Below are 13959 nucleotides of genomic sequence, written 5' to 3'. Positions count from 1 at the left end.
TTCGCCGACACCGCTGTCGTCGAAGCGAATGGAGATGGACATGATGCGCCGTATCGTTCCGCTCGCTGCAGGACTCATCGCGACGGGGTTTTTGGCAAGCGCGGCTCTCGCTGCCGACATCAATCTGCTCAACGTGTCGTACGATCCGACACGCGAGCTTTACGCCGAATTCAACAAGGCTTTCGCGAACGCCTACCAGAAGGAAACCGGCAAGAGCGTCGAGATCAAGCAGTCGCACGGCGGCAGCGGCTCGCAGGCCCGCAGCGTGATCGACGGATTGCAGGCCGATGTGGCGACGCTCGCGCTCGCCTACGACATCGACGCGATCGCAAACAAGGGTCTCACGGCGACGGATTGGCAGAAGCGGTTGCCGCAGAACGCGTCGCCCTACACCTCCACCATCGTGTTCCTGGTGCGCAAGGGTAATCCCAAGGCGATCAAGGACTGGGACGATCTGATCAAGCCAGGCGTTGCCGTGATCACGCCGAACCCGAAGACCTCTGGCGGTGCTCGCTGGAATTATCTGGCGGCCTGGGGCTTCGCGCAGAAGAAGTATGGCTCGGCCGACAAGGCCAAGGATTTCATTGGCAAGCTCTACCAGCAGGTGCCGGTGCTCGATACCGGCGCGCGCGGCGCGACCGTGACCTTCGTCGAGCGCGGGGTCGGCGACGTGCTGCTGGCCTGGGAGAACGAGGCGTTTCTCGCGCTGAAGGAATTCGGCCGGGAGAAATTCGAGATCGTTGCGCCGCCGGAATCCATTCTCGCCGAGCCGCCGGTCGCGATCGTCGACAAGGTTGCCGACAAAAAGGGCACTCGCAACGCCGCTGATGCCTACCTCCAGTACTGGTACACCAAGGAGGGGCAGGAGATCGCCGCGCACAATTTCTACCGCCCGCGCGATAGCGAGATCGCCAAAAAACATGAAAACGCCTTTGCGAAGGTTCAACTCTTCACGATCGACGACGTCTTCGGCGGCTGGACCAAGGCGCAGAAAGAGCATTTCGCCGACGGCGGCACCTTCGACCAGATCTATAAGAACTGATCTGGCACTGTCCTAAAGGGCTTTAGCAGAGGGCCTGGTGAGCGCATTCGCAGCACGACGCCGGACATTGCCGGGCTTCGGTCTCACCATGGGACTGACGCTTTCCTGGCTGTCGGTCATCATCCTGATTCCGCTCGCCGGGCTGTTCCTGAAATCGCTCGAGCTCAGCCCCGAGCAATTCTGGACCATCCTCTCCGGCCGCCGCACGCTGAACGCGTTGCGCGTGTCCTTCGGACTCGCCTTCGCGGCAGCCTGCGTCAATCTCGTGATGGGCAGCATCATCGTCTGGGCATTGGTGCGCTACCGCTTCCCCGGTCGGCGGCTGTTCGACGCGATCGTCGATGTGCCCTTTGCATTGCCGACGGCGGTCGCCGGCGTCGCGCTGACCGCACTGTTCGCCGAAAAGGGCTGGCTGGGGGCGCCGCTTGCGGCGCTCGGCATCAAGGTGGCGTTCACGCCGGCCGGCATCTTCGTCGCCATGATCTTCATCGGTATCCCCTTCGTGGTGCGCACCGTGCAGCCGGTGCTGCAGGATCTCGACCCCGAGATCGAGGAGGCCGCCGGCAGCCTGGGCGCCAGCCGCTGGCAGACCGTCATCCGCGTGATCCTGCCCTCGCTCGCGCCAGCGCTGCTGACCGGGTTCGCGCTCGCCTTCGCCCGCGCGGTCGGTGAATACGGCTCGGTGATCTTCATCGCCGGCAATTTGCCCAACGTCTCCGAGATCGCGCCGCTCCTGATCGTGATCCGGCTGTCCGAGTTCCGCTACGCCGACGCCACCGCGATCGCAATGGTCATGCTCGTCGTGTCCTTCGTCATCATCTTCGCCGTCAACCGGCTCCAGCGCTGGGCGCAGAGCCGGATCCCGGCGCGCTGAGGACGGACCATGACGATGCAGATTGCCCATTCAGGTCCGCTCACCTCGTCCGACGAGAAGGCCCGCGCACGTGAAGCCCTCGCGCGCGACAATCTTCGTACCGAGCCGAGGGCCGTGCGCATCGCCATCATCACGATCGCGATCGCGTTTCTCACTGTCTTCGTCGTGCTGCCGCTGGTGGTGGTGTTCGCACATGCGTTCTCGAAGGGGATCGCCGCTTATCTGGCTGCGCTCGCCGAGCCCGAGGCGCTTGCGGCGATCAAGCTGACCTTGCTGGTCGCTGCGATTTCAGTCGGTCTCAATCTCGTCTTCGGCCTCGTCGCCGCCTGGGCGATTGCAAAATTCGAATTCCCGGGCAAGACCTTCCTGATCACGCTGATCGACCTGCCGTTCTCGGTGAGCCCGGTGATCTCGGGCCTCGTCTTCGTGCTGCTGTTCGGCGCGCAGGGCTATTTCGGCAGCTGGCTCAGGGATCACGACATCCAGATCCTGTTCGCGGTGCCCGGCATCGCGCTGGCCACCACCTTCGTCACCTTCCCGTTCGTGGCGCGCGCGCTGATCCCCTTGATGCAGGAGCAGGGCACGCAGGAGGAGGAGGCTGCGATCTCGCTCGGCGCCTCCGGCTTGCAGACCTTCTTCCGCGTCACGCTGCCCAACATCAAATGGGGCGTGCTCTACGGGGTCCTGCTCTGCAATGCCCGTGCGATGGGCGAGTTCGGCGCAGTCTCCGTCGTCTCCGGCCATATCCGCGGCGAGACCAACACGATGCCGCTGCTGGTCGAGATCCTCTACAACGAATACCAGTTCGTCGCCGCGTTCGCGGTCGCCTCGCTGCTGGCGATGCTGGCGCTGATCACGCTGATCGCAAAAGCCGTTCTGGAACGTCATCTGGACGAGGGACAAGACGCAAGTGACCATTGAAGTCAGAAATCTCGTCAAGACATTCGGCAGCTTCAAAGCGCTCGACGGCGTCGATCTCAAGGTCGAGAGCGGCGAGCTGGTGGCGCTGCTCGGGCCGTCGGGGTCGGGAAAGACCACGCTGCTCAGGATTGTTGCTGGTCTCGACTGGCCCGACTCCGGTGAAGTCCTCATCAACGGCGAGGACGCGCTCGCGCAGGGCGCGCGCGAGCGGCATGTCGGCTTCGTATTCCAGCATTACGCGCTGTTCCGCCACATGACGGTGTTCGAGAACGTCGCCTTCGGCCTGCGCGTGCAGCCACGTGCGGTCCGGAAAGACGAGGCTGCGATCCGGGCGCGGGTCAAGGAGCTGCTCGATCTCGTGCAACTCGACTGGCTTTCCGACCGCTACCCGAGCCAGCTCTCCGGCGGCCAGCGCCAGCGTATCGCGCTCGCCCGTGCGCTCGCGATCGAGCCGCGCATCCTCTTGCTCGACGAGCCCTTCGGCGCGCTCGATGCCAAGGTGCGCAAGGAGCTGCGCAAATGGTTGCGCTCGCTGCATCACGAGATCAACGTCACGTCCATCTTCGTCACCCACGACCAGGAGGAGGCGCTCGAAGTCGCCAACCGCGTCGTCGTCATGGACAAAGGCAGGATCGAGCAGATCGGCTCGCCCGACGACGTCTATGAAAGCCCGGCAAGCGCCTTCGTCCACGGCTTCATCGGCGAGTCGATCGAGCTGCCGGTTCAGGTCGAAGCAGGCGTGATCAAGCTCGGCGGCCGGCCGCTTCGGATCGCGGCGGACGGGCTGGCGCCTGGCGCGTCAAAACTGTTCGTGCGGCGACATGACATGCTGGTCGGGCCCCCCGGCAGCGGCGCGTTCGAGGGCGCCGTGCGGCACGTCCGCAATTTCGGTCCCGTGCAGCGCGCCGAGGTCGCATTGTCAGGCGGCGAGACCATCGAGATCGACGCCCCCCGCGACAAGGAACTGCACGCCGGCGACGCCATCGGCCTCGAGCCCCGCCGTTTCCGGATATTTGCGGGCAATTGAGCCGCCGCTTCAGGTCGAATTTTCTTCAAAATTCACCTTTCAGCCACGGTTGGTATGCAACAACGGCCCCTCATTTGGGGGCCCTACATGCGCGCTGCGGCCGCAATTCTCATCACTTTGCTGCTTGCCGGCTGTGCCGGCAACGAGGCACCGGTCCAGCAGCCGTCGATGTATACCGATATGGCGGCCCCGGGCTCCAAGCTCGATGCGCAGGCGGCCGCGATCATGATCTCGCAATACCGCCAGAACAACGCACTCGGCACCGTCGTCGTCGACCCCGATTTGATGCGGCTCGCCGAATCCCAATCGAACGCGATGGCGGCGGCCAACAAAATGGACCATGACGTCCGCGCCCCCCTGGCCAAGCGCCTGGCCGCCGGCGGCTATCCCGCGACCGTGGCGGTCGAGAACATTTCGGCCGGCTATCATACGCTGGCTGAGGCGTTTTCCGGCTGGCGCGACTCGCCGCCCCACCGCGCCAACATGCTCAAGAGCGGTGTCACAAAATTGGGCATCGCGGCGAGCTATGCTCCCGGCACCAAATACAAGGTGTTCTGGACCATGATCTTGGCCTCGACGGATCCCCGATAAGCCAGACTTGATCCCGGGATGCATTGACGCCGCGGCGGCGGGTCGCCACGGTGGCTCGCCTTTTGCTATTGTTCCACCATGACCGATCATAGCCCGGAATCCGCCAGCATCCCCGCGAATGCGCAACGCGTCCTGGTTCTCCAGGGCGGCGGTGCGCTTGGCTCCTATCAGGCCGGCGCCTATCAGGCGCTGTGCGGCGCCGGCTTCGAGCCGGAATGGGTCGCCGGCATCTCGATCGGCGCGGTCAACGCCGCCATCATCGCCGGCAACGAGGGACAGACCCGCGTCAAGCGGCTCAAGGAATTCTGGGAAATGGTCTCCGCGCCGGTGCCGTGGAAACCGATCGGCAAGAGCGACCACAGCCGCGAACTGTTCAACTCCACCAGCGCCGCGCTGATCGCGACCTTCGGCGTCCCCGGCTTCTTCACGCCCCGGATTCCGCCGGCGCCGCTCTGGCCGCCCGGCAGCCCGCAGGCCGAGAGCTATTACGACACCGCACCCTTGAAGAAGACGCTGGAGCGTCTGGTCGATTTCGACCGCATCAACGACCTCAAGACGCGCCTGTCGGTCGGCGCGGTCGGCGTCACCTCGGGCAACTTCAGATATTTCGACAATTTCGAGTTCAAGAAGCTCGGCAAGACCATCGGCCCCGAGCACATCATGGCGTCGGGTGCGCTCCCACCGGGCTTTCCGTCGGTCGTGATCGACGGCGAGCATTACTGGGACGGCGGCATCGCCTCCAACACGCCGCTCGACTACGTGCTGGACGCGGAGATCGACCGCGACCTCCTGATCTTCCAGGTCGATCTGTTCAGCGCCCGCGGTGATCTTCCGACGTCGCTGCTCGAAGCAACCGAGCGCGAAAAGGACATCCGCTTCTCCAGCCGCACGCGCATGAACACCGACAAGAACAAGCAGGTCCACAACGCCCGCAGGGCGGTGCGCGACCTGATTTCCAAATTGCCCGATTATCTGAAGAACGACCCTTCCGTCGAATTCCTCGCGAAGGTATCGCGTGAAAGCACCGTCACCGTGGTGCATCTGATCTACCGCAGCAAGAACTACGAATCCTCGTCGAAGGATTACGACTTCTCGCATGTCGCCATGGTCGAGCACTGGGAGGCCGGCGTGCACGACGTGCATCTGTCGATGCACCACAAGGACTGGCTCGAGCGGCCGCAATCCGGCGAGACCATGGTGACCTACGATCTCACGGGGGACGTCTCCGCGCCCCCGGCAAAAAGGAGCGAATAGAATGGGTAGTCTGTCAGGCAAGAACGCCGTCGTGACCGGGTCCACCAGCGGCATCGGGCTCGCTTACGCGCGCGCCTTCGCTGCCGCCGGCGCCAATGTCGTCATCAACGGCTTCGGCTCGCCGGAGGACATCGAGAAGGAGCGTTCCAAGATCGAGTCCGATTTCGGCGTCAAGGCAATCTACTCGCCCGCCGACATGACCAAGCCGGCCGAGATCGCCGGCATGATCGCGCTCGGCGAGAAGACCTTCGGCTCGGTCGACATCCTCGTCAACAATGCCGGCATCCAGTTCGTCTCGCCGATCGAGGAATTCCCGCTCGAGAAATGGGACCAGATCATCGCCATCAACTTGTCATCGGCGTTTCATGCCATCCGCGCTGCCGTCCCCGGCATGAAGAAGAAGGGCTGGGGCCGCATCATCAATACCGCGTCAGCGCACTCGCTGGTCGCCTCGCCCTTCAAGTCGGCCTACGTCTCGGCCAAGCACGGCATCGCCGGTCTCACCAAGACCGTGGCGTTGGAGGTTGCGACCCACAAGATCACCTGCAACTGCATCAGCCCCGGCTATGTCTGGACGCCGCTGGTGGAGAAACAGATCCCCGACACGATGAAGGCCCGCAATCTCACGCGCGAGCAGGTCATCAACGACGTGCTGCTCGATGCGCAGCCGACCAAGGAGTTCGTGACGTCCGAGCAGATCGCGGCCTTGGCGCTGTTCCTGTGCGGCGATGATGCCGCCCAGATCACCGGCAGCAATCTCTCGATCGACGGCGGTTGGACGGCGGAGTAAGGACAGTGCCGTAGGGTGGGCAAAGGCGCGGAGGCGCCGTGCCCACCATTTTTCCCGATGAAAAGACGGTGGGCACGCTTGCGCTTTGCCCACCCTCCGATTCTGTCAATCCGGTCGGGATTCAATGCGTCCAGGCCAGCGCCGTCACGAACGCTGACGACAGGTCCAGTTCCGCAAACATGATCTTGCCGGCGACCACGAACAGCACGCTGGCGAGCGTCAGCCGCAGCACCGTTTCCGGCACCCGCGTCGCGCTGTAACTGCCGACGATGATGCCGGGCAGCGAGCCCATCAGCAGCACGCCCATCAGCGCCCAATCGACATCGCCGAGCGCCCAGTGCCCGATGCCGGCGACCAGCGTCAATGGCACCGCATGGGCGATGTCGGAGCCGACGATGGTTGCCATCGGCAGGCGAGGGTAGAGCAGCAGCAGCACGGTGACGCCGACTGCACCGGCGCCGACCGACGAAATCGACACCAGCACGCCGAGCACGACGCCGGTGACGACGGTCGCAATCGCGGTGGTGCGTTCGTCGACCTGTTCGAGCCGGCCGCGATAACGCTCCATGATGGATTTGCGGAAGATCAGCGAGGTCGCGGTCAGCAGCAGCGCGAAGCACAGCACCAGATTGATCAGGCTACGCTCGGAATCGCTTCTGAGGTCGAGCTTCCACAGCACCAGCAGGGTCACTGCGCTGGCGGGAATGCTGCCGCAGGCGAGCCGCAGCACCGCCGGCCAGTGCACGCTGCGCGCCCAGCCGTGCACGACGCTGCCGCCGGTCTTGGTGGCGGCGGCATAAAGCAGATCGGTGCCGACCGCGGTGGAGGGATGAACACCGAACAGCAGGATCAAGAGCGGCGTCATCAACGAACCGCCGCCCACGCCGGTCATCCCGACAAGGAGGCCGACGCCGAATCCGGAGGCGACGTAGAGTGGATCGAACATATCCGGGGAATCTTAGGTTGGTCTCGTCGTTTGGGCAATACGACGTAGGATAAAGTTTCCCTGAGATGCAACCGTTTGGGTAAAATAAGAAAAATTGTACTGCGTGCCGCAAGGGGAGAGGGGTTTCCGGTTGGTCCCAAGCGCGCTGCGAAACAGTCGTTCCCCATGGGGGCGAGCACGGGCGGCGCCGAATGACCTATTTGCCGAACGCCAGCACGTGCAGCCCCAGCCGCTGCCGCACGATCCAAAACAGCAGCACCGTCTCGAAGCCGAGCGAGATCGAGGTCGCGGCCGCGGCGCCGTGGCCGCCGTAGCGCGGCACCAGTGCGATGCAGAGCACGAGGTTCATCACGAAGGCCAGCGCATAAGCGAGCGCGCAGATCTTCTGCTGGCCGAGCATGTTGAGCAGCCGCTCGACCGGTCCGATCGCGGAGCGCACCACGAGTCCGATCGCGGCGACGAACATGATGTCGTAGCCGATCACGAATTGCGGTCCGAACAGCCAGAGCAGAGGCTTGCCGAGCGCGAGCAGCACGATGGTCGCGGCCAGCGACGGCCAGAACGTCCAACTGATGGCGTGCGCGACATAGGCCGACAGCCGTGCCTTGTCGCCGCTTGCGTTGTATTCGGCGAAGCGGTGCGCCGTCGTCGCCGACATCGCGTAGTGGATGAAGGAGACCAGCGCCAGCGTCTTCACCACCGCGAAATAGACGCCGACCTCGTCAGAGGGGCGGAATTGCTGCAGCACCAGCACGTCGGTGTAGGACAGCAGCAGGTAGAAGCTTTCGACCAGCAGGATCGGCAGCGAGACGGCGAGCCAGCCGCCGATGTCGTAGGTCTTGGGGCCGGGCTCGATATGGCCGGCGAGCTTGCGGTTCAGCACCACCATCTGCCCGGTCATCGCGATCCAGACCGCGCCGGCGCTCGCAACCATCGCCGCGACCGCGCCGAGATGGTAGCCGAGCAGAAAGGCAGCGCCCGTGATGCCGATGATCAGTCCCTGGCGGATGATGAATTGCGGCATCAGGCCGAGCTGCATCCAGTCATGCGAACGCGCGATGCCGTCCTGGGTGTTGGCGACGACGAAGGCGGGCAGGGTCATGCAGCCGATATAGAGCGGCAGCTCCTCGGCCGGGTTGATCCAGGGCGACAGCAGCCTGACAATGCCGGCAAGGGCGAGCGAGACCAGCGTCGAGGCGGTGAAGGTCAGCCAACGGCTGCCGGAGAGAAAGCCGCGCAGCGAGGCCTGCTCGCCGCTGGCACGATACTCCGGAATGATTTTCTGCGCCGAGGCCGAGATGCCGAAATCCATCATGCTGCCGAGCAGCAGCACCCAGGTCCAGACATAGACATAGATGCCGTAGTCGGACGTGCCCATCCAGCGCGCCAGCAGCACCTGCGATACATAGGCAAGGCCTGCGCTGATGACGCGGATGATGAAGATGGTGCCGGCAAGCCGCCGCGTCAGCGATGCCTCGCTCGAGCCGCCGCTCAACTTGGCCCGCACCCGCGCGATCAAGCCGGCCGGTCCGGTCATTGCGGGTTCTGCATCCATAACGGCCACGAAGAATCCCCAGGGCGCCCCGCATGCTGCGGCAGGCCCGGGACTTAGCAACCATTCCTTAAGATTCGGTTGGAACGCCTCCGGTCGCTTCCCGCCGGGGCCGGCTGGGTCGGGCGGTGCTGTCATCACTTCATCCAGGGAGTTTCCGCGCTGCCTGTTTCGAGAGGTGACGTGCTGCGCCGCTTCGAGCTATGCTCACGGCATTTCAGAAGGGGCGATTGATGACCAGATTTTTGACATGCGTGACCGTGCTTGCTGCGATGGCCTGCTTCGGTCTCTATTCCATCTTACCCGCGCGAGCGGATGCGTGGGGATGCTCATACGAGAAGTGTCTGGCCGTCTGCACCAAGGCCGGCGGCCAGCGATGCAGCTTATATTGCACGAAGAAGTTGCAGGAAAAGCAGGCATCGAAGGCCTGCCCAGCAACCTGATCGGCTCCGTTGCGCGGTCCGCGACGACCTATTCCAGATTCGTATTGAACTCGTACGACTTCTCCGGCCCGACCAGTGTGAACTTCAGCGCTGCGCCGTCGGGCTTGGCGCCTGGGGGCAATCCGTCGAGCTCGAACGAGAAACGCTGCACGCCAGCCGGGCCGTCTTTGACCGGCTCCGGAATCGGCAGTGCCCAATCGGGCGTTGGCCCTTCCACGTACAGATTGACGTTGCGGCTGTCGGGCACCACGACGTCCACCACCACGTTCTTGGGCCCGTCGCGCTTGACGTCGCGGATGGTGAGCGGATTGGGATCGCCGATATTGGCGGGCTTGGGCACGGTATCGAGTGCTGCACGCAAGTTCGCGTCCTCGGTCGAGGCGACGCTGTTGAAGCCGAGCTCGGCGCTCGCCTCGACGGGAATGCAGAGCTTTGCGCACACCGCGTAATTGATCTCGGCGCGCAAGGTCACGGGCTTGTCGGCGGCCTTGGCGACGATGCGCAAGGGTAGCACGATCTGGTCGTGATAGCCGATCGAATGGCCGCCGGCGCCATCGTCGAATTTCAGCGGCGCAGGCCACATCACCGTTACCGCCTCGACATTGTCCGACTTGGAGAAGTCGAACCGCGGCGGGACGCCGGAATCGCCGGGCGAGCGCCAATAGGTCTTCCACCCCGGCTCGAGCTGGATGGCGATACCGCCGAGCAGGACCGCGCCGCTGCGCGATCCCGCCAATAGCCGCGCCGCGGAATGTCCGTCGCGCTGCCACGGCGAAGCGTCATCGGCGCGCGCTGTGAACGCCAGCGACGACGCAAGCAGGGTTGTCGCGACGCCAACCGCCGCACGCAGGGGAACTCTTGTGAGCATGACACGTCTTTACAGGGTCACCCCTGGGCAAACCATTGAATTGCTTGTGATGGAGGCATTTGAATCGCGTCCCTGCAAGCCTTGATTTGACAGCAGCCCGGCCCGACATCAGGATAGGAATTGAAACCGGAGTGCTTCACCGATGGCTCCCACAGGCAAGAGAACGGGCGAAAGCACCCGCAGCGCGGGGCCCGCGCTGCCCAATTCAGCCGGTTATCTCGACGGCCGGCTGCTGATCGCGATGCCCGTCATGGGCGATTCCCGCTTCGAACGTTCGGTCATCTATCTCTGCGCCCATTCGGCGGAGGGGGCGATGGGTATCATCGTGAACCATCCGGCCGGCAGCATCGATTTTCCCGAGCTGTTGGAGCAGCTCGGCATCATCAAGAAGGGCGAGCACATCAGGCTGCCGGAGAACGCTGAAAGCATGAAAGTGCTGCGCGGCGGCCCGGTCGATACCGGCCGCGGCTTCGTGCTGCATTCCAGCGACTTCTATATCGAAAACGCGACGCTGCGGATCGACGACGGAGTCTGTCTCACGGCGACCGTCGATATCCTGCGCGCCATCGCCAACGGCTCGGGTCCCAAGCATGCCATCCTCGCGCTCGGCTATGCCGGCTGGGCGCCGGGCCAGCTCGAGACCGAGATCCAGAGCAACGGCTGGCTGCATTGCGATGCGGATTCGGATCTGATCTTCGGTGACGACGTCGACGACAAATACGGACGCGCCCTGCGCAAGATCGGCATCGATCCCGGCATGCTGTCGAACGAGGCCGGGCACGCGTAGCACCGTGGTGCGTGTCGCGACGCTCTCACCGCCGTCATTGCGAGCGTAGCGAAGCGATCCAGAATCTTCCCTGCATTGGCAGCCTGGATTGCTTCGTCGCCAACGCAAAATTGCTTCGCAATTTTGTCGCGGGCTCCTCGCAATGATGAAGGCCTACTCCGCCGCCTGCTGTTGCACCGTCGGCTCCGTCCCCGCCACCGTCGCCCTGCGCATGTCGCGGGGTTGCGACTGGTCGTAGCGGCGGACGCGGTGCATGGTCTGGCGGTTGTCCCACATCACGAGGTCGTGCAGCTTCCATTTGTGGACGTAGACGAACTCCGCTTGCGTCGCGTGCTCGTTGAGGTCGCGCAGCAACAGCCGGCCCTCGGGCACGCTCATGCCGACGATCTTGCCGGCATGGGATGACAGATACAGCGACTTGCGGCGATGCACGGGGTGCGTCCGCACCAGCCGCTGCAGCACCGGCTTGAACATCTCCTTCTCGTCCTCGGTGTATTCGGTGAAGCCGAGCGATCCCCGCGAATACATCAGCGAGTGCTCGCAGACGAGGTCGTCGATCTCCGCCTTGGTGTCGTCGTCGAGCGCATCATAGGCGGCGCGCATGTCGGCGAATTCGGTGTTGCCGCCCTTCGGGTTCACCACGCGCGCCGACAGCAGCGAGAATTTTGCAGGGATGGGCCGGAACGAGCTGTCGGAGTGCCACAGGCAATTGCCGAGGTTGAACAGATTGGCGCGGCTGTCCTTCGGCAGCGGCTTGCCGTCCTTGCCGAGGTTCGAGACATCGTTCAAGCCGGAGTTGAGACGATGTTCGCTGGCCTTGGTAATGTTGCCGCCACGCGCATCCTCACGCTGACCGAAGTTCAGCGCAAAGGCCATCTGCTGTTCGTCGGTGATGTCCTGGCCGTGGAAAACCAGCACCGCGTATTTGTCCATGGCGGCCTCGATCTCGCGCGCCTCGACGTCGGTAAGGGGCTTTCGCAAATCGAGGCCGGCAACCTCGCCGACAAAATGCTTGTGAAGCTGCCGGATGGCGATCGTCATGGCGTTTCTCCCGCATGTGCGAGCGGTTGGTCCGCTCTGTCGGCGAAAAAGCTACTCCCGTGCTCGTACTTGTCAACGCTCGGCGCGCATGGCAGCCCGTAGCCCGGGTGAGCGCAGCGATACCCGGCGGAGCAAGCAAAGTCCCGGATGTCGCTGCGCTCATCCGGGCTACTATTCTTCTCTCATGCATTCCGCGCCATCAACCCGCCATCGACCGGGATCACGGCGCCCGTGAGGAACGACGCCGCGGGCAGGCAAAGGCTCAGTGTCATGTGCGCGACCTCCTCTGGATCGCCGTAGCGGCCGAGTGCGGTGCGTCGTCTGGCATAGATTGTCTTGTGCTCTTCCGAGATGCGGTCGGTGATCCCAGTGCGGATCGGACCCGGGCAGATGCAGTTGACGGTTATGCCCTCGCGGCCGAGTTCGACCGCGAGCGAGCGGGTGAGGCTCGCCACGCCGCCCTTCGCCGCCGAATAGGGGCTGTGCAATGCGGTGGCGCCGAGCGCCTCGGTCGAGGCGATGTTGACGATGCGCGGGCAATTCGACTTGCGTAGGTAAGGCAACGCGGCGCGGATGATGCGCGGATGCGCGGTCAGCATCACCGCGATGCCCTTGGCCCATGCGTCCTCATAGGCCTCGTCGTCGATCGCGACGCGCACGGAGATGCCGGCATTGTTGACGACGATATCGAGCCCGCCGAAATGTGCCGCGGCATCATTCACCACGCGCTTGATCTCGCCACCGTCGGCAACGTCGAGCGTCCAGGCTTTTGCCGAACCGCCGCTCGCCGCGATCTCCTGCGCGACGGCGAGCGCGCCTTGCTCGTCATGGTCGGTGACGGCAACGTTGGCGCCTTCCGCGGCGAATACGCGCGCGGTGGCTCGTCCCATGCCGCTGGCCGCGCCGGTGACGAGAACGGTCAGGCCCTTGACGGACCGGCTGAGCTCTTTGAACTCGGACATGCTGTTTCCTCGGACGGCCGCTTGTTCTTGTTATGATTGACAAGGCTGGCATCGATCCGCAGACAGGTCAAACAAGCAAGACAAAAGGGGAGGCCGCGATGGCGAACGAGCTCGATTTCTCAGGCAGACAGGTGCTGGTGGTCGGCGGTTCGAGCGGGATCGGCAACGGCATCGCGCAGGCGTTTCGCACCAGGGGCGCGGCTGTTGCCGTTTGCGGCACCCGGGCTCACGCAACGGAATATTCGGTTGAAGAAGGCTCCGATCTCACCGGTCTCGCCTACGCGCAGCTCGACGTCAGCAACCCCACTGCGATCGAGGCGTTCAAGCCGTCCTTCGAGCGGCTCGACGTGCTCGTGCTGGCGCAGGGCGCCGTGCTCTACCGGCGCGGGGAATTCGAGATGAGCGGTTTTCGCAAGGTGGTCGAGGTCAATCTGATGAGCCTGATGGCTTGCGCCACGCGGTTTCATTCCATGTTGCGGGATGCGAAGGGGTCGCTGATCATGGTGTCCTCGACCGCGGCCTATCATTCCACCATGGGCAATCCCGCCTATAATGCCTCGAAGACCGGTGCGGTCGGATTGACGCGGACGCTGGGCGAGGCCTGGGCGGAAGACGGCATTCGCGTCAACGGCATCGCGCCGGGGCTCGTCGACACCAAGATGACGAAGGTGACGACCGACAATCCCAAGCGGCTCGAAGGCGCGCTCGCGCGCATCCCGCTGCGGCGATTGGGCACGCCGGCCGACATGGCGGGCGCGGCGCTGTTCCTGGCCTCTCCGCTGTCGTCCTACATCATCGGTCAGACGCTGGTCGTCGATGGCGGGCTGATCTTGTAGATATTGTAGCGGATGAGCGAAGCGA

The 13959-nt window shown here is 64.0% G+C and carries 14 protein-coding genes; 9 read left to right on the top strand and 5 right to left on the bottom strand.

Annotation, left to right across the window (positions count from 1 at the left end; genetic code table 11):
- Nucleotides 1-43: 43 nt before the first annotated feature.
- From CIT40_RS29415 to CIT40_RS29385, 7 genes are all read left to right on the top strand, one after another.
- Complete coding sequence (locus CIT40_RS29415) at nucleotides 44-1042, top strand: sulfate ABC transporter substrate-binding protein (protein WP_414645435.1); 999 nt, start codon at nucleotides 44-46, stop codon at nucleotides 1040-1042.
- A gap of 88 nt (nucleotides 1043-1130) precedes the next feature.
- Complete coding sequence (gene cysT, locus CIT40_RS29410) at nucleotides 1131-1916, top strand: sulfate ABC transporter permease subunit CysT (RefSeq protein ID WP_244612021.1); 786 nt, start codon at nucleotides 1131-1133, stop codon at nucleotides 1914-1916.
- Nucleotides 1917-1925: 9 nt separating this feature from the next.
- Nucleotides 1926-2837 (top strand): sulfate ABC transporter permease subunit CysW, encoded by a 912-nt coding sequence (cysW, locus tag CIT40_RS29405; protein ID WP_094893286.1) that lies wholly within the window; start codon nucleotides 1926-1928, stop codon nucleotides 2835-2837.
- On the top strand, nucleotides 2827-3864 hold the full coding sequence (locus tag CIT40_RS29400) for a sulfate/molybdate ABC transporter ATP-binding protein (protein WP_094893287.1): 1038 nt from the start codon (nucleotides 2827-2829) through the stop codon (nucleotides 3862-3864). Before cysW ends, CIT40_RS29400 begins: the two co-directional genes overlap by 11 nt.
- A gap of 87 nt (nucleotides 3865-3951) precedes the next feature.
- The gene (locus CIT40_RS29395; protein WP_094893288.1) at nucleotides 3952-4455 is read left to right on the top strand and encodes a CAP domain-containing protein; all 504 of its coding nucleotides are present in this window, start codon (nucleotides 3952-3954) and stop codon (nucleotides 4453-4455) included.
- Nucleotides 4456-4533: 78 nt separating this feature from the next.
- Nucleotides 4534-5709 (top strand): DUF3734 domain-containing protein, encoded by a 1176-nt coding sequence (locus CIT40_RS29390; protein WP_094893289.1) that lies wholly within the window; start codon nucleotides 4534-4536, stop codon nucleotides 5707-5709.
- 1 nt (nucleotide 5710) lies between these two features.
- Nucleotides 5711-6499 carry a 3-hydroxybutyrate dehydrogenase gene (locus CIT40_RS29385; RefSeq protein WP_094893290.1) on the top strand — a complete coding sequence of 263 codons (789 nt, stop codon included), beginning with the start codon at nucleotides 5711-5713 and terminating at the stop codon, nucleotides 6497-6499.
- A gap of 121 nt (nucleotides 6500-6620) precedes the next feature.
- Here the strand turns inward: CIT40_RS29385 and CIT40_RS29380 are convergent, their stop codons facing one another.
- The 3 genes from CIT40_RS29380 to CIT40_RS29370 form a co-directional block, all read right to left on the bottom strand.
- The gene (locus CIT40_RS29380) at nucleotides 6621-7445 is read right to left on the bottom strand and encodes a sulfite exporter TauE/SafE family protein (protein ID WP_094893291.1); all 825 of its coding nucleotides are present in this window, start codon (nucleotides 7443-7445) and stop codon (nucleotides 6621-6623) included.
- Nucleotides 7446-7641: 196 nt separating this feature from the next.
- Nucleotides 7642-9009, bottom strand: coding sequence for a flippase (locus CIT40_RS29375; RefSeq protein WP_100298072.1), 1368 nt, complete (start codon nucleotides 9007-9009; stop codon nucleotides 7642-7644).
- A gap of 459 nt (nucleotides 9010-9468) precedes the next feature.
- Complete coding sequence (locus CIT40_RS29370) at nucleotides 9469-10308, bottom strand: protein-disulfide reductase DsbD domain-containing protein (RefSeq protein ID WP_094893293.1); 840 nt, start codon at nucleotides 10306-10308, stop codon at nucleotides 9469-9471.
- A 142-nt stretch (nucleotides 10309-10450) separates the two neighbouring features.
- On the opposite strand from CIT40_RS29370, the gene CIT40_RS29365 reads away from it, so the two are divergent.
- Nucleotides 10451-11095 carry a YqgE/AlgH family protein gene (locus CIT40_RS29365; protein ID WP_094893294.1) on the top strand — a complete coding sequence of 215 codons (645 nt, stop codon included), beginning with the start codon at nucleotides 10451-10453 and terminating at the stop codon, nucleotides 11093-11095.
- A 153-nt stretch (nucleotides 11096-11248) separates the two neighbouring features.
- Here the strand turns inward: CIT40_RS29365 and CIT40_RS29360 are convergent, their stop codons facing one another.
- The gene (locus tag CIT40_RS29360) at nucleotides 11249-12136 is read right to left on the bottom strand and encodes a TauD/TfdA dioxygenase family protein (RefSeq protein ID WP_094893295.1); all 888 of its coding nucleotides are present in this window, start codon (nucleotides 12134-12136) and stop codon (nucleotides 11249-11251) included.
- A 182-nt stretch (nucleotides 12137-12318) separates the two neighbouring features.
- Complete coding sequence (locus CIT40_RS29355; protein WP_094893296.1) at nucleotides 12319-13098, bottom strand: SDR family NAD(P)-dependent oxidoreductase; 780 nt, start codon at nucleotides 13096-13098, stop codon at nucleotides 12319-12321.
- A 98-nt stretch (nucleotides 13099-13196) separates the two neighbouring features.
- On the opposite strand from CIT40_RS29355, the gene CIT40_RS29350 reads away from it, so the two are divergent.
- Nucleotides 13197-13934: an SDR family NAD(P)-dependent oxidoreductase gene (locus CIT40_RS29350; protein WP_094893532.1), complete on the top strand. Its 738-nt coding sequence runs from the start codon at nucleotides 13197-13199 to the stop codon at nucleotides 13932-13934.
- The last annotated feature ends 25 nt before the right edge of the window (nucleotides 13935-13959 follow it).

It is taken from the genome of Bradyrhizobium amphicarpaeae (assembly GCF_002266435.3).
Classification (GTDB): Bacteria; Pseudomonadota; Alphaproteobacteria; order Rhizobiales; family Xanthobacteraceae; genus Bradyrhizobium; species Bradyrhizobium amphicarpaeae.
The sequence above is the reverse complement of the archived record's forward strand: the minus strand, read 5'-3'. Positions and strand labels throughout refer to the sequence as shown.

What these genes read in the sequence shown, in the direction of transcription:
- CIT40_RS29415 (WP_414645435.1), top strand. Translation starts at nt 44, where the DNA reads ATGCGCCGTATCGTTCCGCTCGCTGCAGGACTCATCGCGACGGGGTTT.
- cysT (WP_244612021.1), top strand. Translation starts at nt 1,131, where the DNA reads ATGGGACTGACGCTTTCCTGGCTGTCGGTCATCATCCTGATTCCGCTC.
- cysW (WP_094893286.1), top strand. Translation starts at nt 1,926, where the DNA reads ATGACGATGCAGATTGCCCATTCAGGTCCGCTCACCTCGTCCGACGAG.
- CIT40_RS29395 (WP_094893288.1), top strand. Translation starts at nt 3,952, where the DNA reads ATGCGCGCTGCGGCCGCAATTCTCATCACTTTGCTGCTTGCCGGCTGT.
- CIT40_RS29390 (WP_094893289.1), top strand. Translation starts at nt 4,534, where the DNA reads ATGACCGATCATAGCCCGGAATCCGCCAGCATCCCCGCGAATGCGCAA.
- CIT40_RS29385 (WP_094893290.1), top strand. Translation starts at nt 5,711, where the DNA reads ATGGGTAGTCTGTCAGGCAAGAACGCCGTCGTGACCGGGTCCACCAGC.
- CIT40_RS29380 (WP_094893291.1), bottom strand. Translation starts at nt 7,445, where the DNA reads ATGTTCGATCCACTCTACGTCGCCTCCGGATTCGGCGTCGGCCTCCTT.
- CIT40_RS29370 (WP_094893293.1), bottom strand. Translation starts at nt 10,308, where the DNA reads ATGCTCACAAGAGTTCCCCTGCGTGCGGCGGTTGGCGTCGCGACAACC.
- CIT40_RS29365 (WP_094893294.1), top strand. Translation starts at nt 10,451, where the DNA reads ATGGCTCCCACAGGCAAGAGAACGGGCGAAAGCACCCGCAGCGCGGGG.
- CIT40_RS29360 (WP_094893295.1), bottom strand. Translation starts at nt 12,136, where the DNA reads ATGACGATCGCCATCCGGCAGCTTCACAAGCATTTTGTCGGCGAGGTT.
- CIT40_RS29355 (WP_094893296.1), bottom strand. Translation starts at nt 13,098, where the DNA reads ATGTCCGAGTTCAAAGAGCTCAGCCGGTCCGTCAAGGGCCTGACCGTT.
- CIT40_RS29350 (WP_094893532.1), top strand. Translation starts at nt 13,197, where the DNA reads ATGGCGAACGAGCTCGATTTCTCAGGCAGACAGGTGCTGGTGGTCGGC.